This window comes from Glaciimonas sp. OK215 (assembly GCF_057787885.1).
On the sequence record NZ_CM173544.1, the window covers coordinates 1595700 to 1615826 of the forward strand.

Sequence of the window (20127 nt, forward strand, 5' to 3'; positions counted from 1 at the left end):
AACATGCTTTATCTTAACCAGCTAGGACTGATTTGTGCGCTCGGCGATAACCATGCCGAGATCCGTCGACGCCTGTTCGCCGGGCGAAGCGGGATTGCGCTGACGGATCGCTATTGTGCAGCCGGCGCATTGCCGCTGGGGTGTGTCGACAGCGTCTTGCCGGAGATGGATGGCTACGCGCCGGCACATCGGAGCCGGAATAATCGGCTGGTGTTGGCCGCACTGGAACAGATTCGTCCAGCGCTGGATGCCGCCATCGCGCAGTACGGCGCGGACCGTATCGGGATCGTGCTTGGCACCAGTACCTCTGGTATCGCTGAGACTGAAGCCGCATTCAGGCAGCATGCGGCGAGTGGGACATTCCCTTCGGAATTTGCGTATAGGCAGCAGGAGATGGGATCGCCCGCAGCGATGCTGGCCGCAGAGCTGGGAGTGACAGGCCCGGCCTATGTTCACTCCAGCGCCTGCGCTTCAAGTGCCAAGGCGATGGCCAGTGCCGCCAGATTGATTCGGATGGGTTTGTCCGACGTGGTGCTGACTGGCGGGGTCGATTCCTTGTGCGCTTTTACCGTTGCCGGCTTCGGCGCGCTGGAGTCGGTCAGCGCTACCCGCTGCAATCCGTTTAGCGCCAATCGGAATGGCATCAACATTGGCGAGGGCGCAGCGTTGTTTTTGATGAGCGCGCAACCGGCGACGGTGGCGTTGCGCGGTTGGGGCGAGTCGTCCGACGGCTATCACATCTCGGCCCCCGACCCGGCCGGCGGCGGCGCCCGCATCGCCATCGCGCAGGCGCTGGCGCGTGCCGGTGTGGATGCCACACAAATCGAATACGTCAATTTGCACGGTACCGCGACCGTGCAAAACGATGCGATGGAAAGCCGTGTCATGCATGCTCTTTTCGGTGAGCAGGTCGCGCTCAGCTCCACCAAACCTTATACTGGCCACGCCTTGGGGGCGGCGGGCGCGATCGAAGCCGGCTTGTGCTGGCTGGCGATGCAGGACGAGAACGCCGCCGGCTGCTTGCCGCCGCATTTGTGGGATGGCGTCAGTGATGCCGATTTGCCCGCCTTGCATCTGCTACCGGCAGGATACCGGCTCGGCCATCCGTTGCGCCGGGCCTTGAGTAATTCATTTGCGTTTGGCGGTGCCAACGCAGCGTTGGTGCTGGGGCGCGAATGATGAGAATGATGATGATGCCTTCGAAGTTGCCGCAGCCTGTCGCGTTGCCAATAAGCCCGGTCCACCCGGATATTCGTAGCCTGTTGCCGCATTCCGGCAGTATGGTGCTGCTTGACCGTGTGATTGCCGTGGACGATGAGAGTTTGTGTGCCGAAGTGACGATTCGACCGGATAGCTTGTTTATGGGGCCCGATGGTGTAGGTAGCTGGGTTGGGGTCGAATACATGGCACAGGCGATTGCAGCCTTTGCCGGTCATGCGGCGCGCTGCGGTGGCGCTGGCGTAAAACTGGGCTTCCTGCTCGGCACCCGGCGCTACGAGGCGAGCTGTTCCAGTTTTATGCCGGGTACGGTGCTGCGGGTGGTCGTGCGGCGGGTGTTGCAGGCTGCCAACGGAATAGGATCGTTTGAGTGCCATATCGATGACGCTGGTGTTAGCGCGAATGGTGATGTAAATAGTGTAAATGAACAGCCGCTGGCGCGTGCCACCATCACCGTGTTTCAACCGGATGATGCGACTGTTTTTCTTGAAGGAAGGTCGGAATGACGTTGGGACTGAAGAATACTGAAAACGCGGACGGCCTGGACAAGTCGGTGCTGGTCACCGGCTCCAGCCGTGGCATCGGCAAGGCCATCGCGCTGCGACTGGCGCGTGATGGCTACGACATTGTCTTGCATTGCCAGCGCCAGCGCGACGCGGCGGACACGGTTGCGCAGACGATACGCGCGCTGGGGCGGCAGGTGCGTGTATTGCAGTTCGATATCGGTGATCGTCAGGTCAGTGCAGACATCCTGTTGGCGGATATCGCGCAGCATGGTTGTTACTACGGCGTCGTCTGCAATGCCGGCGTCGCCCGCGACAACGCGTTTCCGGCGATGTCGGGTGATGATTGGGATCTGGTGCTGAAGACCAATCTGGATGGATTTTACAATGTCCTCAATCCGCTGGTGATGCCGCTGGTGCAACGTCGCGCTCCCGGTCGCATCGTGACGTTGGCGTCGGTGTCGGGTTTGATCGGTAACCGCGGACAAGTCAATTACAGTGCCGCCAAGGCGGGCATTATCGGCGCCACCAAGGCCCTGGCAATCGAACTGGCGAAACGCAATATCACCGTCAATTGTGTGGCCCCAGGCTTGATCGAAACCGACATGATCGCGGATGCGCCGCTCGAAGAGGCGCTGAAAATGATTCCGGCGCGACGCGTAGGCAAACCGGAAGAAGTTGCCGCCACGGTCGGTTTCCTGATGGGGGCCGATGCAGCCTACATCACGCGCCAGGTGATTTCGGTCAACGGGGGCATGGCATGATGCCGCATCGTGTAGCAGTCACCGGGATGGCGGGCATCAGTCCGATCGGGAATGACTGGGCGAGCATGCGGGCTCACCTCGGCAGCTATCGCAACGCGGTGGTACGGATGGAGGAGTGGGCTGATTACGATGGCTTGAATACCCAATTAGGCGCGCCTGCGGCTGCGTTCACGCTGTCTGACCGGTATACCCGCAGGAGCACGCGCAGCATGGGACGGGTCGCATTGATGGCAACCAGGGCGACTGAACTGGCATTGATCGATGCCGGCCTGATTGACGATCCGCTGTTGAAAGACGGCAGTTGCGGGATTGCTTATGGTTCATCCGCCGGGACGCCGAAAGCGATTGGCGATTTCGGCAAGATGATGGAAGAGCGCAGCACCAAAGGCATCAACGCGACCACCTATATCAAGATGATGGCGCACACTGCGCCGGTGAATATTGGCGTGTTCTTTGGCATTACCGGGCGGGTGATTACGACATCCAGCGCCTGTACTTCGGGCAGTCAGGGAATTGGTTATGCCTATGAGGCGATCCACAGCGGCCGTCAAAAGGTCATGGTCGCAGGCGGCGCCGAAGAGTTGTGTGCGACCGAAGCGGCAGTCTTCGATACGCTGTTTGCCACCAGCGTACGCAACGCTACGCCAAATTTGACGCCTAGCCCGTTCGACCGCATACGCGATGGTTTGGTGATCGGTGAGGGGGCCGCTACCCTAATTCTGGAAGACATGGATCATGCGCTTGCGCGCGGCGCCAAAATCTATGCCGAGATCGTCGGCTTCGGCACCAATAGCGACGGCTGTCATGTTACGCATCCGAACACGGACACGATGCGCGTCGCGATGGAATTGGCGCTGATGGATGCGGAGTTGTCGCCATCCGCAATCGGTTATGTCAGCGCGCACGGCACCGGTACAGAACAAGGCGATATCGCCGAGTCGCATGCCACGGCGCAGGTATTCGGTAACAAGGTGCCGATCAGTTCGCTGAAAAGCTATACCGGCCACACACTGGGTGCCTGCGGCGCATTGGAAGCGTGGGCCGGTATCGAGATGATGCACGAAGGCTGGTTTGCGCCGACCATCAATCTGAAGCAACTGGACCCGCGCTGCGCCGAACTGGATTACATCGTCAATCAGGGGCGCCAATTGCAATGCGACTATTTCATGTCGAATAATTTTGCGTTTGGCGGCATCAATACATCGCTGATTTTTAAAAGACTGTCATAAAAGACGTCAGCAGTAATGGCCGGGGTAGGGCAGGGCGTCAATATTCTCAGAAGATAAGGAATACACCATGCCCTCTGCGCTAGTCTGGATGATCGATGGCGGTCGCTGCTCCGGGCGCCAACTGGCACCATGGCTGGCTTGTTTAACCGATGCAGAGCGGCAACGCTATCAACGCTTCATAAGAGCCGCACGACAACGCGAATTTTTGATTGGTCGGATTCTTTTGCGGTTCGCGGTTGCCAGATTAACCAATTTGGCGTTCGCTGCCGTCAGCGTTATTGAGCGTCAAAATAACGCACCGCTGCTGCGACTTCCCGCGACGGCTGCCAGTCATCCCTCTGTTAGCCTATCCCATAGTCGCGGCTGGGTCGCTTGCGCGGTCAGTGCCGATACGCCGCTTGGTCTCGATATCGAGATGCGTGATGCCAGCCGTGATCTGATGGCGTTAAGCCAGGCTGCATTTTCGGCGCAGGAGCATGGGTGGCTGTCGCAACAAACCGAAGCGTCCAGAGCGGCCGAATTTTATGCCTTGTGGAGCAGCAAGGAAGCGCTGTACAAACTAATGTCGAACACCGATAACCGGTCGGCCCAGCCCGAACTGGCCGGTGCCGGCGGCAAATTGACTTCGGGTGTGAATTGGCATCTGGAACAACTGTCGCACCCGCAACTCTCTATTTCCTTGTGTAGTCTGCATCCGCTGACCGCTCCACGGCTCATCGAATTGCAAGGCGGATCGCCATTTGCATGGGCGCAAGAAGCTGACTTGCCGTCCCCGTCTCGCGTCGAGGGCTGGACGAATTCCAGGGGTTAGAGTTTTTCCAGCCGTTTCGCATTGGCAGTCGCTCTTGAGTGGAGTGGTTGCAGTCCGGTATGGGCGACATCCGCCAGTGAGGCGTTCAATTGCGACATCGCGTCGGTAGAGTTGGTAATGTGCTTGTTGACCAAGTCGGTTTGTGCCGGCGCATTGGGCTCGAGGGATGTTCCGGCGGCAAACGCAAGCAGGTCTGTGGTCCCGTCCAGTAGCTGTTGGAGCGCGAGTTTGGCAACCTGCTGATGCAGGTCCATCATGCTTATCGTCACCGCATGGGCCGACTCGGACAGTGCCTCCATTTTCTCTTGCCCCATCAGACTAAATTCCTGCTGATCGCGTGCGTTGGGCAGCGGGCCGGCGCACGCCATGCGGACACTCCGATGGCCTATCACCTGGGCTGATGCTGTCATCATTTCGGCGGTCTGGGCCGCCAGGTCGGTCCAGACGGTGTAAGGATTTGCTGCAGTACTGGGAACGGATAGTCGCGTTGTGTTGGGTTTCATGGTGGTTCCTGACTAGATAGATTAGATCGGTAATACGTCAATGACGCAGGAGAAAGCCAGCGTTCGCATTCGAGATATAACGACCTCATGTGCCTGAGGAACGGCAAAAACACATCGTGATAGCGCTAACAATACCTCTTTTTCGTAAGTTTCTGAAAAAAGTTTGTTGCGCCGCAACATAATAGCGCAGTTTGCTGAAATAACGCCCAAATGCAATTTAAAATCAGGGTTTTGGCATATGCTGGGAAGCGCACATAAAAATACGCAAATCTTCACCTAACCATAAGATGGCTTCAGGTAAAATTCGGCTATGAAAATTCTCATCAGTAACGACGATGGTTATCTGGCGCCAGGCATCATCGCGTTGGCGAATGCACTAACGCCGATTGCAGAGATTGTGGTGGTGGCTCCTGACAGCAATCGATCCGGGTCCTCTAATTCGCTGACACTGGATCGGCCTTTATCCGTGCATCGCGCAGAAAACGGCTTTTATTTTGTCAATGGCACGCCGTCCGATTGCGTCCATGTGGCATTGACCGGCATGCTCAATTTTCGGCCTGACTTGATCGTTTCCGGGATAAATCAGGGCCAGAATATGGGCGATGACACGTTGTATTCCGGCACTGTTGCCGCCGCCACCGAAGGTTTTTTGTTCGGCATCCCGTCGATTGCGTTTTCCCAGGTCAGCAAAGGCTGGGACGAATTGGACGCCGCCGCCAAGGTGGCGCGCGAGATTGTCGAACGCCGCTTCGATAACCTGCCGCAACCGTATCTGCTGAATGTGAATATTCCAAATCTTCCTTACAGTCAGCTGAAACCGGCACTGGCGACCCGCCTGGGTAAACGCCATGTGTCTGAGTCCGTCATTAAAACGCAGGATCCGCACGGCCGCGAAATTTACTGGATCGGCCCGGCGGGTGCCGCCAAGGACGCCAGCGATGGCACCGATTTTCATGCAATCGCCAATGGCCATGTTTCGATCACCCCGTTGCAGATTGATTTGACCCACGCGACGCAACTGGCGGCTTTAACGAAAGACTTATCATGACGGAAGCGCCGAAGCGCTTCCCATTGACACTGTCGTCGGTGGTTGATGCTAAATCGAAGTCCGCCGGCGCGCGCTCCAATCGGGTTGTCGCGACGCCTCAAACAGCGACCAGGAACGCGGCTTACGATAACGTTAAATCGACCCCGCCCGCGAATCCGCCATTCGGTTCGCCATCTGCCAAGCCACAGTTTTCCGGCCAGAATAGTACTGGCAAGTCGATGTCGGCTACCAATCTCGGAAACCACACCGGTGCGCGACCAGCGTCGCTGGCATCGGAGGGTGTACGCAAGGCCATGGTGGCGCGGATTGCCAAGCAGGGGGTGAGCGATGTCAGCGTACTCGCGGCGATGGAAGCGGTGCCGCGTCATATGTTCATGGAACCCGGCCTGGCTAGCCAGGCATATATTGATGCGTCGTTACCCATAGGTCACCATCAAACTATTTCGCAGCCCTACATCGTCGCGCGCATGATTGAAGTCATGCGTGATAACCAGCAGGGCGGCGTCCTGAATCGGGTATTGGAAATCGGGACCGGTTGCGGCTATCAGGCGGCGGTGTTGTCGCTGGTGGCAAAAGAGGTGTATTCGATTGAGCGCATCAAGCCCTTGCATGAACTGGCGAGAAACAACTTGCGACCGCTACGTGTTGCCAATATCCGCCTGCATTACGGAGATGGTATGCTTGGGTTGCCACAGGTAGCCCCCTTCGATGGCATCATTTTGGCAGCAGCGGGCCTTGAAGTACCGCAGGCATTGCTGGATCAAATGGCGATCGGCGGTCGTCTGGTGGCACCGGTAGGTTCACGTCATCAGGTACTGCAACTGATTCAGCGCATAAGTAAATTCGACTGGACCAGCACTACATTGGAAGATTGTCATTTTGTGCCGTTGCGTGCGGGGATTGCATAAGCCGCAAAGACTGCAAATACAGTGCGTCAGAATGCGCAACGCTGGCATCAACGCTTTATACGAAATTGGTAGGGCAATTAATGCGGTAAATGCTCCGGCGTTTAATTCGGTATTTAATTCGCTCTAGGCCGCGACCCTGTCGCAAATAATAAATGTAATGAGAATGAAGAAAACACGCCTGATATTGTTGGGAATGATTGTCGGCTCGATTGCCGCATGTAGTACCACCCGGACACCTGCTCCGGTGGTTGAACGCAGGACCGGTGGCACTACCGCAAATACCAGTGCGACCAGTGCGGTCAGTGCGCCTCAGGCTCCGCGAGTGAGCGGCCCAGGCTACTACACCGTAAAAAGAGGCGATACGCTGTATCGGATCGCCCTCGAATTCGGGCAAAGCTATCGTGATATTGTGACTTGGAATAATCTGGATAACGCGAATGACATCAAGGTTGATCAAGTGTTGCGGGTACAACCTCCGGATGGTAGCGGCAGTACGGTCGGCGCGGCACAATTAGGTAATGTCTCCTCTGGTTCCGGCGTTGAAGTAAGGCCGTTGGGTGCAGTTCCTTCTGGCCAGACTTCTGCTAGCGCAGTTGCCGGGTCGAATGGTGGCAACAAGACAAGTCCGCGCGGCGACAAGCGGCCGTATTCCGAGAGTGCGCTGGCGGACTTGCAAAAACCGGATGCGCCATCCAGCGCCGAAGTGCCGTCGGAAGTGCGATCTGAAGTGAAACCGGAAGTGAAGCCAGGAGCACCAAAAAATGGCGAGAAAGCAGCGCCGCCACCGGTTGCCACCAACGGTGATGAGGATCGCGTAGACTGGATGTGGCCCGCCGAAGGCAAGTTAATCGGCAAGTTCGATCAAGGTAAAAAAGGCATCGATATCGCCGGGAAATCCGGACAGACGGTGTTGGCAGCGGCAGCCGGCAAGGTGATGTACGCCGGAAGCGGCATTCGAGGCTACGGTAATCTGGTGATTGTTAAGCATACGAATAATTTATTGTCCGCATATGCGCATAACAAGGTTATTCTTGTGAAAGAGGGACAGGTTGTCAGTAAAGGGCAGAAGATCGCTGAAATGGGCAATTCCGATAGCGATGCAACCAAGCTGCATTTTGAAATCCGTCAGCAAGGTAAGCCGGTTGATCCGTCCAGGTTTTTGCCAAGTCGCTAAACTATGAACTGCGCTATAGAACGGCGTCGAAATATGAGTTTGCGGGATGCGTGTTTTGTGTAAAGTGTTCAATTAGGTTGCCAACTGTGTCATTAACCAAGTGATTGACTAAATGAACAAGCGCCTTACCGCTCATCAGAGCGATCAAAACAAGATGTCATCCGAAGAATTGTCGGAAGACATTCTTGGTGATCGCGATACCGCTGCTGAAGCCGAAAAAGATCAGCTTGACGGCAGCGACGATGTTGAGTTGAATGATGACGATATCAGTGTCGATGGCGTCGTGGTGGTGGTCGATGGTGTTGATGAACTGAAAAAGGTATTGGCTGCGGAGTTATCCACCGATACCACGCAGCATTACCTGAATCAAATCGGTACCCGGCCGCTGCTGACCATTCCGGAAGAAGTCCATTTTGCTACGTTGGCAAAGCAGGGCGATTTTCCGGCTCGACAAAAAATGATCGAGCACAATTTACGTCTGGTAGTTTCGATAGCCAAACACTATATCAATCGTGGCGTTACCTTGCTCGACCTGATCGAGGAAGGTAACCTGGGCCTGATGCGCGCGATTGACAAGTTCGAGCCGGAGCGCGGTTTCCGTTTTTCCACGTATGCCACATGGTGGATACGGCAAAGCATCGAACGGGCGATTATGAACCAGGCGCGCACCGTGCGCTTGCCTGTCCATATGGTGCGCGAGTTAAATCAGATTTTGCGCGCTAAATATCATCTTGAAGCACAGCACCATGACGGCAAGGATGCCAACGCTGAAGACATCGCGCATTTGGTAGGGCGTCCGGTGGAAGAAGTGCAGGCGGTGCTGGCTCTGTCAGAGCATGCAACATCGCTGGACGCGCCACTGGATCAGGATCCATTGGCCAGTCTGATGGATTTGCTGCCAAGCGCCACGGAAGAAAATCCCGATGCGTGTGCCGAGCAAAAGGAAATGTCGCTTCTGGTGCGGGTTTGGCTGGATAGATTGACAGACAAGCAACGAAATGTAATTATGCGTCGTTTTGGTCTGGACAACGATGATCCTTCGACACTGGAAGAATTGGCGGTTGAAATCGGTGTCACCCGCGAGCGAGTGCGGCAGATTCAGCAGGAAGCGTTAGTCAAGCTGAAACGGCTGTTAGGTGCCAAGGGTGTCGGCAAAGACGCCTTTTTGTAATTTCCGACTTTCCGGATCTGGTCTTGGGCTTGCGATAGTCGTTATAATCCTGCCCTGTTCCAACTCCCATTTAATGTCGTCCTTTCAAAATCTTTTCAATTTCTTGCCGCTGCTAGTCCACGCGGTCGGCAGCCGAGCCTGGTGTTCACGATATTCCGCGCCAAATTCAGGCGCCGATACTTCAGTGAGCCGCGGTTATCCACTGCAGATATTGAGCTGATGTTAAGGCCGGCTTAGCAATGTACTGTCACCCTATGCATCAAGACATCACTATTGATATCAAATCGCTCGACATGGATGCACGTGGCATTGGCCATTTGCAAAATGACGATGGCAGTCAAGGCAAAGTAATTTTTGTTGAGGGGGCATTGCCGGGCGAGAATGTCAGCTTTCACTCATTTCGCAAGAAAAAGAAATGGGAATTCGCCACCATGACAGCGCTGCACCGCGAATCTGTATCGCGGATCACGCCACGTTGTCAGTTTTACGGTGTGTGCGGCGGCTGTGCGATGCAGCATTTGGAGCCGAACGCGCAAGTTGCGATCAAGCAACGGGTGCTTGAAGACAATTTATGGCATATCAGCAAGATCAAGGCAGACCTCATGTTGCGGCCGATCTATGGGCCGACCTGGGGCTATCGTTATCGTGCCCGTATCTCGGTGCGGAATGTGCCTAAAAAAGGTGGCGTGCTGGTCGGTTTTCACGAGCGAAAATCATCGTTTGTGACCGACATGACCAGTTGCGACATATTGCCAGCGAATGTGTCCGCGATGCTGCTGCCGTTACGTGGATTGATCAGCTCGCTGACCATCATCGAACATTTGCCGCAGATCGAATTGGCGGTGGGCGAAAACGATCAGGGTAACGTCACCGTCATGGTGTTGCGCATCATGGCGCCGTTGAGTGTCGGAGATGAGGTCAAGCTGAAGGCGTTTGCAGACGAATATCAGGTCCAGTGGTGGCTGCAAACCGGTGCGCCGGATACGGCTGCACCGTTTTATCCGGCCCAGGGTGACTTGTATTACACCTTGCCAGAATTTAACGTCCGCATGCCGTTCAAGCCGACCGATTTCACGCAAGTCAATCATCAGATCAATCGTGTGTTGGTAGCAAAGGCCCTGCGTTTGCTAGGTGTGCAGCCGGATGACCGGGTTGCCGATTTGTTCTGCGGCCTGGGCAACTTTACTTTGCCGCTTGGGACCCTAGTGCGGGAGGTGGTTGGCATTGAGGGTAGCGATGCCTTGATCGCGCGTTCAAGAGAAAATGCGGTGGTCAATCAATTAGCCGGCAAAACGACTTTCTATTGCCGTAATTTGTTTGATGCCACCACAGCAGATTTTATCGCGTTAGGTAAGTTTGACCGGATGCTGATCGATCCGCCGCGTGATGGTGCAGCTGCAGTGTGCGCCGCCCTGGTTGGATTGGCAGAGTCGGATCGTGGCCTGATGCCGAAGCGAATTGTGTATGTGTCATGCAGCCCGTCGACATTGGCGCGTGACGCTGGAGTGCTGACTCAGGGTGGATATCGTTTGTCGCAGGCTGGCGTGGTGAATATGTTTCCGCATACGGCGCACGTGGAATCCATTGCGGTGTTTGACCTGATCGATGTGGCAGGTTAATGCGATTTGGAGCAGGTGCTGAGTAGTTATCCGTGCTGTCAATAAAAAGCCGACCTTGAAGGTCGGCTTTTTATTGACTACGATCGAACGTGTTATTAGTTGCGATTACCGCCAAAAATACCTAGCAAGGACAGTAGATTGATGAAAATGTTGTAGACATCCAGGTAGATGCTTAATGTTGCACGGATGTAATTGGTTTCGCCGCCGTTAACGATTTGTTGCACGTCATACAGGATGTAGGCGGAAAAAATCGCAATGGCAATGACTGAGACTGCCAGATACAGTGCCGGTATTTGTAAGAAAATATTTGCCAGGCTTGCAACTAAAATCACAATTACGCCAGCGAACAGCCATTTTCCCATGCCGGAAAAATCACGTTTGGAGACTGTCGCAATCGTTGCCATTACACCAAACACGATACCGGTGCCGCCAAATGCCATCATGATTAGCGTTCCGCCATTTGAAAATCTCAGCGTATGCTCAATCAGTCGCGTCAGCATCAGGCCCATGAAGAAGGTAAAGCTTAGCAGCACCAGAACGCCCCAGCCGGTATCTTTGGTTTTTTCAATGGCGTAAAAGAAACCGAATGCAAAGGCAATAAACGCCATGAACCCTATCATCGGGCTGCCGGTGAAGAAGCTGAAATTCAGTTGCACGCCCAGCCAAGCCCCTGCGATTGTCGGTATCATCGACAAGGCCAGTAGCCAGTAGGTATTGCGCAGTACGCGATTGCGGACCGCGCTGACGCTTGCGGTAGTGCCGGTTGGAGCGTAGCGTTGCTGTAGATTCGGATTCATTATTGCCTCTCTGTGATTGCATGAACTCAAGTTCGGAAAGAGCATAGCACGTTGTGGTGGAGCCAACTGTTCCTTGACTATCGGGTGGTTCGTTAGTTCAGACCGTAGGCAGTGGCGGAGGTTCTGTCCAACCGCCGGCATGTGGCGGCGTGGTTCTTCTGTGGGTGTTTCGTGGTAAAATCAAAGGTTGATTGAATTATAGATAAATCAGTCTCAAACATAGCCTTAATGCACAGCTTTAATGCAATTCAGCAATTTGGTATTAGTTTAACCCTTTCATTTTATTGGAGTTTTTTCAGATGGCAATTGAACGCACCCTGTCGATTATCAAACCAGACGCAGTCGCTAAAAACGTAATCGGCCAAATTTACAGCCGTTTTGAAAACGCTGGTCTGAAGATCATTGCAGCGCGCATGGTGCATTTGTCCCGTGCTGAAGCTGAAGGCTTCTACGCTGTTCACGCTGCCCGTCCTTTCTTCAAGGATTTGGTTGATTTCATGATCTCCGGTCCTGTCATCGTGCAAGCACTGGAAGGCGAAAACGCTATCCTGACGCATCGTGACCTGATGGGCGCGACTGATCCAAAGAAAGCTGAGAAAGGCACAATCCGCGCTGATTTCGCCGACTCGATCGACGCTAACGCTGTTCATGGTTCCGATGCTGCAGAAACTGCGGCTGTTGAAATCGCTTATTTCTTCCCTGCGTTGAACGTGTACTCACGTTAATTCGCAAGTCGGGAAGTCGTAAGGTATTAAGGTGTTTAGCAGTGCAAAGAAGCACAAATAATTAGCAAGTTGTAGTACGTTGGTCTGGTTGGGTTGCATAAATCTTTTTATGTGTTCCGATTGGCCAACAATTAGATGGAATATGTCATGACAGCTCTCACCAACCTGCTGGATCTGGATCCCGCGCAACTTGTCTCTTATTGCGGCGAGTTGGGTGAGAAGCCGTTTCGCGCCAAACAATTACTGCGCTGGATACACCAATTCGGTGCAAACGATTTTGATGCGATGACTGATCTGGCCAAGTCGTTGCGCGACAAACTGGCGACGCGCGCGATGATCGCCGCACCGGCTGTGATAAGTGATCACATATCCTCCGACGGCACCCGCAAATGGCTGCTGGATGTAGGGCAGGGCAACGCGGTTGAGGCGGTGTTTATCCCCGAGGAAAATCGCGGTACCTTGTGTATTTCGACCCAGGCCGGCTGTGCCGTGAATTGCCGTTTCTGTTCGACTGGCAAGCAGGGCTTTAGCCGCAATCTGACTGTCGGCGAAATCATCGGCCAGCTGTGGATGGCCGAATTTGAGCTGCGCAAATCAAAAGGTGTCGAACCAGGCCCAAAGGGCGAGCGCCAGATTACCAATGTGGTGATGATGGGCATGGGCGAGCCGTTGCTGAACTACGAGCCGACCGTGACCGCCTTGAAGTTGATGTTGGACGATAATGCCTACGGCCTGTCGCGTCGTCGCGTCACTTTGTCGACCAGCGGCGTGGTGCCGATGATCGACAAGCTGTCGCAAGATTGCGCGGTGGCGTTGGCAGTGTCCCTGCACGCATCCAACGACACGTTGCGTGATGGTCTGGTGCCGTTGAATAAAAAATATCCGCTGAGCGAACTGATGGCGTCTTGCCGGCGTTACCTGGAATTCGCGCCACGCGATTTCGTGACGTTTGAGTACTGCATGCTGGACAATGTCAACGATAGTGATGCCAACGCTCGCGAACTGATCGCATTGGTCCAGGGGCGCGGCGGTAGCGAGGCAGTGTCCTGCAAATTCAACCTGATCCCGTTCAATCCATTCCCGGAATCCGGCCTCAAACGCTCCAACAATCCACGGATTAAAGCGTTTGCTCAAATCCTCATGGATGCCGGTATCGTCACGACAATACGCAAGACCCGTGGCGATGATATCGATGCCGCTTGCGGCCAGCTCGCCGGTGAAGTCCAGGATCGAACAAGGGTGCAGGAGCGTATGCAGAAGATGACTGAGTATCAGCAAAAATTCGGCAAGAATTTTGGCCGTATCGTCGAGGTATCCGAGTGAAGAGAGGCTGCTGGAATGTCCTCATCGTGGCTGCTGCGGCCGTATTGTCGTTGTTGACCGGTTGCGCCTCTCAGCCTGGTGGCACTCTTGCCAATGACCGCGAATCAGGCGCAAGCCGCGAACTGCAAACCAGTTCCGATCTGACAGATGCCCAGCGTCGTGCGCGTATTCGCTTGCAACTGGCGGTTGGCTACTACGGTCAGGGGCAACTGGAAGTGGCGCTCGATGAAGTCAAGCAGGCGATACTTGCTGATCCGGAGTTCGCTGATGCGTACAGTATGCGCGGGCTGATTTATATGGATATGGGCGAAACTCGCCTGGCTGACGATAATTTGCAGCGGGCTCTCAAGTTGGCGCCTAACAATCCTGATATAGCCAATAACTACGGTTGGTTTCTGTGCCAGAACGGCCGCGAAAAAGAATCTATCGCCTATTTTCAGAGTGCCTTGAAAAGCCGCTTGTATCAGTCTCCTGACAAGGCGCTTACCAATGCCGGTGTCTGCAGTTTGAAGTTGAAAGACCGTGTCAGCGCGGAACGCTACTTTTTGCAGGCGTTTCAGTTTGAGACGGGTAACCCCGTGACCAACGTCAATCTGGCAAGGCTGGCCTTGGGCCGCAACGATAGTGAGCGCGCACGGTTTTATATCGGCCTGGCCGCCAAAATGGACGCGCTGAGTGCAGATGTTTTATGGATCGCAATCAATGTGGAGCGCAAGTTGGGTGATCGAGTATCAGAAACAAATTTGGTGACGCAGTTGCGTCGACGTTATCCAGGATCGGCAGAATATGCGTCCTATCAGCGTGGAGTATTTGATGAGTGAGCCGGAACAATTTATTGCTAGGACCTCCGGCGAGGAAGCAATTGAATATAACGAACAGACGGCTAATCAGGTGCCATCAGTAGGCGCGCAATTGGCCGACAGGCGTCAGCAGCACGGCTGGTCTGTCGACGATGTCGCCAATCAGTTAAAACTCGCGCCGCGCCAGATTGAAGCGATCGAAGCAGACAATTATGCCGCGCTCCCGACAATCGTGATGACACGCGGATATATTCGTTCCTACGCAAAGATGCTAGGCCTCGATCCGGCGACGATCTTGCCAAGCACAGTGCCGATCGCCGCGTCGCAAACGCAAATATTGGGTAAGCAACGCAGTTCGACGATTTTTTCAGAGTCGCGGGGGGCGTTGGCGGGGCGTAATCGCGTTCCTTATAAGTGGATTTTTGGCGGTATCGTATTGGTGCTGGCTGGGGTTCTGGCGACGCAGTTTGGGGGACTCTCGGGATTGCGCCAGTCGTCGGCAGGGTCGGCCGCGCCACATGCTGCCTCGGTAACTTCAGGTGAGGCGTCGAATGCGGAACTGTCGTCGCCGCTATCTGCGGCGCCTGGTGCCGCCCTGCCTGCGGCCAATACGGTGCCAATTGTCGATGCCAAGCCGCCGCTTGGGGTTGTTGCCGCGCCAGCGGCCGGCGCTAACCAGCTGCGTTTGACTTTCAAGCAGGATTCCTGGGTTGAGATCAAGCGCGCCGATAAAAGTACGCTTTTTTCACGCGTGGGCAAAGCCGGCAGTACCGAAACGTTTGATATTGATCAGCCGGTATTTGTTGTAATTGGTAATCTGGCGGGTGTTGATGCGACTTTGCGTGGTGTGGCACTCGATCTTAAAGCAGGCGCCAAGAGCAACGTCGCCCGCCTGAATTTGAAATAAGCCTGAAAGCGAACTGCCCATGTCGCACATGAATCTTCCGATAGCTTCCGGTCCAAGTATCCGCCGTCTCAGCCGTGTTGCCATGATCAGTTATGGCACGCGTCAGATTGTGCTCGGTGGCGGTGCCCCGGTGGTAGTGCAGTCAATGACCAATACCGACACCGCAGACGCGATTGGTACTGCGATTCAAATCAAGGATCTGGCGCGTGCCGGCTCTGAGCTGGTGCGCCTTACGGTGGATAGGCCAGAGGCGGCGGCGGCAGTGCCGGCGATTCGCGAGCAGCTCGACAAGATGGGTATCGACGTGCCGTTGGTGGGCGACTTTCATTACAACGGCCATACGTTGCTGAATGATTATCCGGAATGTGCGCAAGCTCTGTCCAAATACCGGATTAATCCGGGCAATGTCGGCCAGGGTGCCAAGCGTGACACCCAGTTTGCCCAAATGATTGAAGTGGCTTGTAAATACGATAAGCCGGTTCGTATCGGCGTCAATTGGGGCAGCCTTGATCAGGTCTTGCTGGCACGCATCATGGACGAGAACGCGCAGCGTAGTGAGCCGTGGGCAGCGCAGGCGGTCATGTACGAAGCATTGGTGACCTCGGCTATCGAGAACGCCGCAAGAGCCGAAGAACTGGGTCTGGCGGCGAATCGCATTATCCTGTCATGCAAGGTTTCCGGCGTGCAGGATTTGATTGCGGTGTATCGCGAATTGGCGCGTCGTTGCGACTATCCGCTGCACTTGGGGCTGACCGAAGCGGGGATGGGGAGCAAAGGAATCGTGGCCTCGACCGCGGCCCTGTCGGTGCTGCTGCAGGAAGGTATCGGCGACACCATTCGTATTTCGCTGACACCGGAACCTGGTGGGGATCGCAGCAAAGAAGTCGTGGTAGCACAAGAGATATTGCAAACCATGGGCTTGCGTAAATTCGCCCCCATGGTGATCGCCTGTCCCGGTTGTGGTCGTACCACCTCAACGGTATTTCAGGATTTGGCAGATAAAATTCAGACTTACCTGCGTGAGCAGATGCCGGTCTGGAAGAAGGAATATCCAGGCGTCGAAGGTATGAACGTGGCAGTCATGGGCTGCATCGTGAACGGCCCGGGCGAATCCAAGCATGCGAATATCGGCATCAGTCTGCCGGGAACCGGCGAATCACCTGCTGCGCCGGTTTTCATCGATGGCGAAAAGAAGATGACCTTGCGGGGTGAACGTATCGCCGAGGAGTTCCAGGGCATTGTGCTGGACTATGTCAAGAAGCGCTACAGCAAACAGGCGGCCTGACAGCAAGCAACCGGGTTGGCATGGCGAGGCGCTGATCTGAATAGCTACCAGCCAGCTACAAATTAATTAATATTCAAGCGAGCATCAAGAAGAATGTCTGAAAATAAAAAAGTCGAAAAAATTGTTGGCGTCAAAGGCATGAATGACATCCTGCCGGCCGACGCAGCGCTGTGGGAATTGTTTGAAAACACCGTGCAGTCGGTACTCAAGAGCTACGGCTTCCAGCAGATTCGTACCCCCATCGTCGAGCCTACCGCGTTGTTTGCACGCGGCCTCGGTGCAGTGACCGATATTGTCGAAAAAGAAATGTATTCATTCACCGATTCGATGAATGGCGACAATCTGACCTTGCGTCCGGAATGCACTGCGAGTGTGGTGCGGGCGGCGATCGAACATAATCTGACTTACGACGGTCCCAAGCGGCTGTGGTACAGCGGACCGATGTTCCGCCACGAGCGCCCGCAGCGCGGACGTTATCGCCAGTTCCATCAGGTCGGTGCCGAGGCGATTGGCTTCACCGGTCCGGATGTCGATGCGGAACTGATCATGCTTTGCCAGCGCTTGTGGGACGACCTCGGCCTTGAAAATATCAAGCTGGAACTGAATTCGATCGGCGATGCCGAGGAGCGCAATCGTCATCGGGTCGATTTGATCGCTTATTTCGAGCAACACCACGAGTTGCTCGATACCGATGCGCGACGTCGTTTGCATACCAATCCTTTGCGGATTCTGGATACCAAAAATCCGGCCATGCAGGAAATGGTCAATGGCGCACCGCAATTGTTGGACTATCTCGGCGCAGAGTCGCTCGCCCATTTCGCGGGCGTGCAAAAAATTCTGAACTACAACAATATTCCGTTCACCATCAATCCACGCCTGGTGCGCGGTATGGATTATTACAACCGCACGGTATTCGAATGGGTCACCGATCAACTCGGCGCGCAAGGCACGGTTTGCGCAGGTGGGCGCTATGATTCGCTGGTCGAAATGTTCGGCGGCAAACCGACGCCGGCCTGCGGTTTTGCCATGGGCGTTGAGCGTTTGCTGGAATTGATGCGTGCCAGTGGCGAGCAAGTGACGCGCAATGAATGCGACGTCTATCTGGTCCATCAGGGCGAGGCCGCGCAAATGCAATCGTTTGTACTGGCCGAGCGATTGCGCAGTGCCGGGCTGGATGTTGTGCTACATTGCGCCTCGGCGAACGCAGGCGGCAGTTTCAAGTCGCAGATGAAGCGGGCTGATGCGAGTGGCGCTGCGTATGCGGTCATTATTGGCGAGGATGAAGTCGCGAATAATACCGCTGCAGTCAAAGTTCTTCGTGCCGAAATCGACGCTAAAGCGGATGGCAGCAATCAGACCATCGTGCCTTTTGATGGCGTCACTGATTATCTGGTAGACCAGATCGTCGGTAATGATGATCATGGGCATGGGCATGATCATGACCACCAACACGTTCACTACCACCATTAAAAAAAATATCATGGCATACGATCTCGAAGAGCAGGAACAGTTAGCCACCATTCAGGAATGGTGGAAAAAGTACGGGAATCTCACGACCTGGGTGCTGATCATCGCGCTCGCCGGTTACGCCGGTTGGGGCGGCTGGAAGTACTACCAAAACAGCCAGGCGGTGCAGGCTTCCCAGCTGTATGAGGAATTACAAAAAGCGGTGAGCGCCAAAGATAATGCTAAAGTCCAGCGGGCTACGGCGGATATGCAGCAAAAATTCAGTGGTACCGCTTATGCTCAGATGGCCGGACTGACTGCTGCCAAGGCTGCGTTTGACGCGAATGACCTGAACGGCGCCAAAACGCAGTTGCAGTGGGTGATTGATCATGGCCGGGATGAAGAATACAAGACCATCGCCAAAATCCGTCTGGCCGGTATCCTGCTCGATCAAAATGCGTATGACGAAGGTTTGAAAGTTTTGAGCGGCGATGTGTCGCCGGAGTTTGCCAGTGCGCTGGCTGACCGTAAAGGCGATATTCTGGTTGCCCAGAACAAGCTTGATGAGGCGCGTACTTCCTATCAACTGGCCCTGGATAAGGCCGGGCAAGGCAATCCTGGCCGTCAACTGATTCAAATAAAACTGGATGCGATTGGCGGGGCGCCGGCCAAGGCTGCTGCCTAATCGGCTTAATCGTTCAAAAGATTCATTCAGAAAAATTTCGGAAAAAGGGAAGCAAATGCAGAAAATGCAGAAAGTCCGTACAGCAGTGAAATTTGCATGTGCCGGAGCTGTGCTGGTGTTGTCAGGTTGTTCATTGTTCTCCAGCAAGCCGCCTAGCAATCCACCTGCTGCGCTGGCCGCGTTCAAGCCGGGCGTCACGGTGCGTACTGCCTGGACTGCCTCGGTTGGCAGCGCTGAAACGTATGCGTTTGCCCCCGCAGTGTCTGGTACGAGTGTGTATGCGGCTTCGGCGGACGGTACGGTAAATCGGATTGATGCCTCAACAGGCGCATCGGTTTGGCGTATCAACGCTGGCATGAAGTTGACGGCTGGCGTTGGCACCGATGGTTTGGTCGTCGCCGTGGCTGGCGAAAAGGGCGCTGTGCTGGCCTATGATGCAGAAGGTAAATTGCGCTGGAAGGCACAGGCGTCAAGTGAAGTGCTGTCGTCCCCGGCGGTCGGCCAAGGTCTGGTGATAGTACGCAGTCTGGACAATCGGATCACGGCTTTCGACGCGGAGTCGGGCGAGCGGCGCTGGACTGCGCAACGTAGCGTTCCATCGCTTACTTTGCGCTCGGCCCCAGGAATACTGATTGTGCCGCAAGCAGCTTTTGTAGCGTTGCCAGGTGGCCGCTTATCGGCATTGAACCTGGCCAACGGCGGCCCTTGGTGGGAAATGGCGATCGGCGATCCACGCGGGACCACCGAGCTGGAGCGCGTGGCGGATGCTTCCGGTATGCCGCTATTGATTGGGCGTGACGTCTGCGCGGTGGCTTATCAGGGCCGTGTCGGCTGTTTCGATGCCGGTACCGGTACTGCGCATTGGGTCAAGGACTTCTCCAGCGATGTCGGCGTTGGCGCCGATGACCGCAACCTGTATGCGGCTGATGAGCACGGAGGCGTCAGTGCGTTTACGCGTGATAACGGTGCGGTCGTATGGCGTAATACGCAACTGGCCAATCGTGGCCTGTCGAGCCCGGTAGCATTAGGTTCGGCGATAGTGGTCGGTGATTTCGAGGGGTATATTCATTTCCTGTCACGTGAAGACGGGGCACTGATCGGCCGTGTTCGTGCCGATAAAAGCGCGGTTCTACCCAATTCTGTTGTGGTGGGCCCGAATGTGATTTTTCAAACCAAATCAGGGACATTGATCGCATTTGCGACAGAGTAAC

20 protein-coding genes are annotated in these 20127 nt (G+C 55.0%); 18 read left to right on the plus strand and 2 right to left on the minus strand.

Annotated elements, in window-relative coordinates; translation table 11 throughout:
- The first annotated feature begins 3 nt into the window (after window positions 1–3).
- The 5 genes from AC3CHX_RS07130 to AC3CHX_RS07150 all read left to right on the plus strand — a co-directional run bounded on the left by AC3CHX_RS07130 (window position 4) and on the right by AC3CHX_RS07150 (window position 4525).
- Window positions 4–1179, plus strand: coding sequence for a beta-ketoacyl-ACP synthase (locus tag AC3CHX_RS07130; protein WP_488643365.1), 1176 nt, complete (start codon window positions 4–6; stop codon window positions 1177–1179).
- Window positions 1176–1724, plus strand: coding sequence for a hotdog family protein (locus tag AC3CHX_RS07135; protein WP_488643366.1), 549 nt, complete (start codon window positions 1176–1178; stop codon window positions 1722–1724). The genes AC3CHX_RS07130 and AC3CHX_RS07135 overlap by 4 nt, the downstream gene beginning before the upstream one ends.
- Window positions 1721–2485, plus strand: coding sequence for a 3-ketoacyl-ACP reductase FabG2 (locus AC3CHX_RS07140; protein ID WP_488643367.1), 765 nt, complete (start codon window positions 1721–1723; stop codon window positions 2483–2485). The genes AC3CHX_RS07135 and AC3CHX_RS07140 overlap by 4 nt, the downstream gene beginning before the upstream one ends.
- Complete coding sequence (locus tag AC3CHX_RS07145) at window positions 2485–3714, plus strand: beta-ketoacyl-ACP synthase (protein ID WP_488644753.1); 1230 nt, start codon at window positions 2485–2487, stop codon at window positions 3712–3714. The genes AC3CHX_RS07140 and AC3CHX_RS07145 overlap by 1 nt, the downstream gene beginning before the upstream one ends.
- 67 nt (window positions 3715–3781) lie before the next feature.
- On the plus strand, window positions 3782–4525 hold the full coding sequence (locus AC3CHX_RS07150; protein ID WP_488643368.1) for a 4'-phosphopantetheinyl transferase family protein: 744 nt from the start codon (window positions 3782–3784) through the stop codon (window positions 4523–4525).
- On the opposite strand, the gene AC3CHX_RS07155 is transcribed toward AC3CHX_RS07150, so the two are convergent.
- Window positions 4522–5028 carry a polyhydroxyalkanoate granule-associated phasin gene (locus tag AC3CHX_RS07155; protein ID WP_488643369.1) on the minus strand — a complete coding sequence of 169 codons (507 nt, stop codon included), beginning with the start codon at window positions 5026–5028 and terminating at the stop codon, window positions 4522–4524. The two genes, AC3CHX_RS07150 and AC3CHX_RS07155, sit on opposite strands and share 4 nt — an antisense overlap.
- Before the next feature lie 310 nt (window positions 5029–5338).
- Here AC3CHX_RS07155 and surE point away from each other — a divergent pair, with 310 nt between their 5' ends.
- The 5 genes from surE to rlmD all read left to right on the plus strand — a co-directional run bounded on the left by surE (window position 5339) and on the right by rlmD (window position 10948).
- Window positions 5339–6076, plus strand: coding sequence for a 5'/3'-nucleotidase SurE (gene surE / locus AC3CHX_RS07160; RefSeq protein WP_488643370.1), 738 nt, complete (start codon window positions 5339–5341; stop codon window positions 6074–6076).
- The gene (locus AC3CHX_RS07165) at window positions 6073–6984 is read left to right on the plus strand and encodes a protein-L-isoaspartate(D-aspartate) O-methyltransferase (protein WP_488643371.1); all 912 of its coding nucleotides are present in this window, start codon (window positions 6073–6075) and stop codon (window positions 6982–6984) included. The genes surE and AC3CHX_RS07165 overlap by 4 nt, the downstream gene beginning before the upstream one ends.
- Before the next feature lie 163 nt (window positions 6985–7147).
- Complete coding sequence (locus AC3CHX_RS07170; protein ID WP_488643372.1) at window positions 7148–8158, plus strand: peptidoglycan DD-metalloendopeptidase family protein; 1011 nt, start codon at window positions 7148–7150, stop codon at window positions 8156–8158.
- Window positions 8159–8270: 112 nt separating this feature from the next.
- Window positions 8271–9329 carry an RNA polymerase sigma factor RpoS gene (gene rpoS / locus AC3CHX_RS07175; RefSeq protein ID WP_488643373.1) on the plus strand — a complete coding sequence of 353 codons (1059 nt, stop codon included), beginning with the start codon at window positions 8271–8273 and terminating at the stop codon, window positions 9327–9329.
- 254 nt (window positions 9330–9583) lie between these two features.
- Complete coding sequence (gene rlmD, locus AC3CHX_RS07180) at window positions 9584–10948, plus strand: 23S rRNA (uracil(1939)-C(5))-methyltransferase RlmD (RefSeq protein WP_488643374.1); 1365 nt, start codon at window positions 9584–9586, stop codon at window positions 10946–10948.
- A gap of 95 nt (window positions 10949–11043) precedes the next feature.
- Here the strand turns inward: rlmD and AC3CHX_RS07185 are convergent, their stop codons facing one another.
- Complete coding sequence (locus AC3CHX_RS07185) at window positions 11044–11745, minus strand: Bax inhibitor-1/YccA family protein (protein WP_488643375.1); 702 nt, start codon at window positions 11743–11745, stop codon at window positions 11044–11046.
- Between the two features lie 299 nt (window positions 11746–12044).
- On the opposite strand from AC3CHX_RS07185, the gene ndk reads away from it, so the two are divergent.
- The 8 genes from ndk to bamB all read left to right on the plus strand — a co-directional run bounded on the left by ndk (window position 12045) and on the right by bamB (window position 20126).
- Window positions 12045–12470 (plus strand): nucleoside-diphosphate kinase, encoded by a 426-nt coding sequence (ndk, locus tag AC3CHX_RS07190; RefSeq protein WP_488643376.1) that lies wholly within the window; start codon window positions 12045–12047, stop codon window positions 12468–12470.
- Between the two features lie 147 nt (window positions 12471–12617).
- A complete protein-coding gene (gene rlmN, locus AC3CHX_RS07195; protein ID WP_488643377.1) occupies window positions 12618–13793 on the plus strand; it encodes a dual-specificity RNA methyltransferase RlmN in 1176 nt (391 codons plus the stop codon).
- On the plus strand, window positions 13784–14614 hold the full coding sequence (gene pilW, locus AC3CHX_RS07200; RefSeq protein WP_488644754.1) for a type IV pilus biogenesis/stability protein PilW: 831 nt from the start codon (window positions 13784–13786) through the stop codon (window positions 14612–14614). Before rlmN ends, pilW begins: the two co-directional genes overlap by 10 nt.
- On the plus strand, window positions 14580–15500 hold the full coding sequence (locus tag AC3CHX_RS07205) for a RodZ domain-containing protein (protein ID WP_488643378.1): 921 nt from the start codon (window positions 14580–14582) through the stop codon (window positions 15498–15500). Before pilW ends, AC3CHX_RS07205 begins: the two co-directional genes overlap by 35 nt.
- 19 nt (window positions 15501–15519) lie before the next feature.
- Window positions 15520–16785 carry a flavodoxin-dependent (E)-4-hydroxy-3-methylbut-2-enyl-diphosphate synthase gene (gene ispG / locus AC3CHX_RS07210; protein WP_488643379.1) on the plus strand — a complete coding sequence of 422 codons (1266 nt, stop codon included), beginning with the start codon at window positions 15520–15522 and terminating at the stop codon, window positions 16783–16785.
- A gap of 93 nt (window positions 16786–16878) precedes the next feature.
- Window positions 16879–18255: a histidine--tRNA ligase gene (gene hisS / locus AC3CHX_RS07215; RefSeq protein WP_488643380.1), complete on the plus strand. Its 1377-nt coding sequence runs from the start codon at window positions 16879–16881 to the stop codon at window positions 18253–18255.
- A 10-nt stretch (window positions 18256–18265) separates the two neighbouring features.
- On the plus strand, window positions 18266–18916 hold the full coding sequence (locus AC3CHX_RS07220; protein WP_488644755.1) for a YfgM family protein: 651 nt from the start codon (window positions 18266–18268) through the stop codon (window positions 18914–18916).
- A 55-nt stretch (window positions 18917–18971) separates the two neighbouring features.
- The gene (bamB, locus tag AC3CHX_RS07225) at window positions 18972–20126 is read left to right on the plus strand and encodes an outer membrane protein assembly factor BamB (RefSeq protein WP_488643381.1); all 1155 of its coding nucleotides are present in this window, start codon (window positions 18972–18974) and stop codon (window positions 20124–20126) included.
- Window position 20127: the final 1 nt, after the last annotated feature.